Raw genomic sequence first — 701 nt, 5'->3', positions numbered from 1 at the left:
CCGAGAGAAGGCGAGAGACAAAAAACCAAAGTGCGATCGTTAACACCGAGTGCGTTGACTTTAACGGTTGATGGCGAAGTGTTTTTCTACTTTCGTGGCGGTTGGCCGATTGCCCTGTTGACAACCAGGCGGAGCTGTCGCGTCATCGAGGTGCTCCCTGCTCTCGGGCTCACTGAACTTGATCACCACCGCCATCGATCAAGGCCGCCGCTATCGATGACAACCGAGGGACACGCAGCGCAGCCGGCCGGATCACCAAGCCCACGCGACTCCGCCGGCATGGATCTTTTCCCACGCGACCGCGCAATCGCAAAGTTCCCAACTCAAGGTCAACCGGATGGCTTCGACGTTACAAACCCAAGTCCAAAGCTACATCGCTCACCTTCAACGCTCCGGACACAAACGACGCGTCATCAACACCACCAAACAGCAACTCGATTACTTCGTCACGTGGTGCCAAACGCTATCGATCGACTCGGCAGATCAGCTCAGCGACATCACCGCCAGCGACTACCTCGAACATCTTCAAAACGAAACTGATTTGCTTAGCGGTTCGGTGATCGGAACCCGCATCGTTCGTGAACGCATCACCAAGCTCCGCCGCTTGCTCGAATGGCTCGCACGAGACGCCAATTTCTCAAGCGATATCGCATCGACGGTACCGACGGTCGACAAACGCGGCAAAGTGAACTTGCCAAGCA

1 protein-coding gene is annotated in these 701 nt (G+C 56.1%); it reads left to right on the top strand.

Annotated elements, in window-relative coordinates; genetic code table 11:
• Positions 1-337: 337 nt before the first annotated feature.
• Positions 338-701 (top strand): site-specific integrase (locus H1B37_RS33015; RefSeq protein ID WP_182871522.1); only part of this gene is annotated, 364 nt, incomplete at its 3' end.

It is taken from the genome of Stieleria mannarensis (assembly GCF_014154935.1).
In the GTDB taxonomy this organism is placed as follows: Bacteria; Planctomycetota; Planctomycetia; order Pirellulales; family Pirellulaceae; genus Stieleria; species Stieleria mannarensis.
The sequence above is the reverse complement of the archived record's forward strand: the minus strand, read 5'-3'. Positions and strand labels throughout refer to the sequence as shown.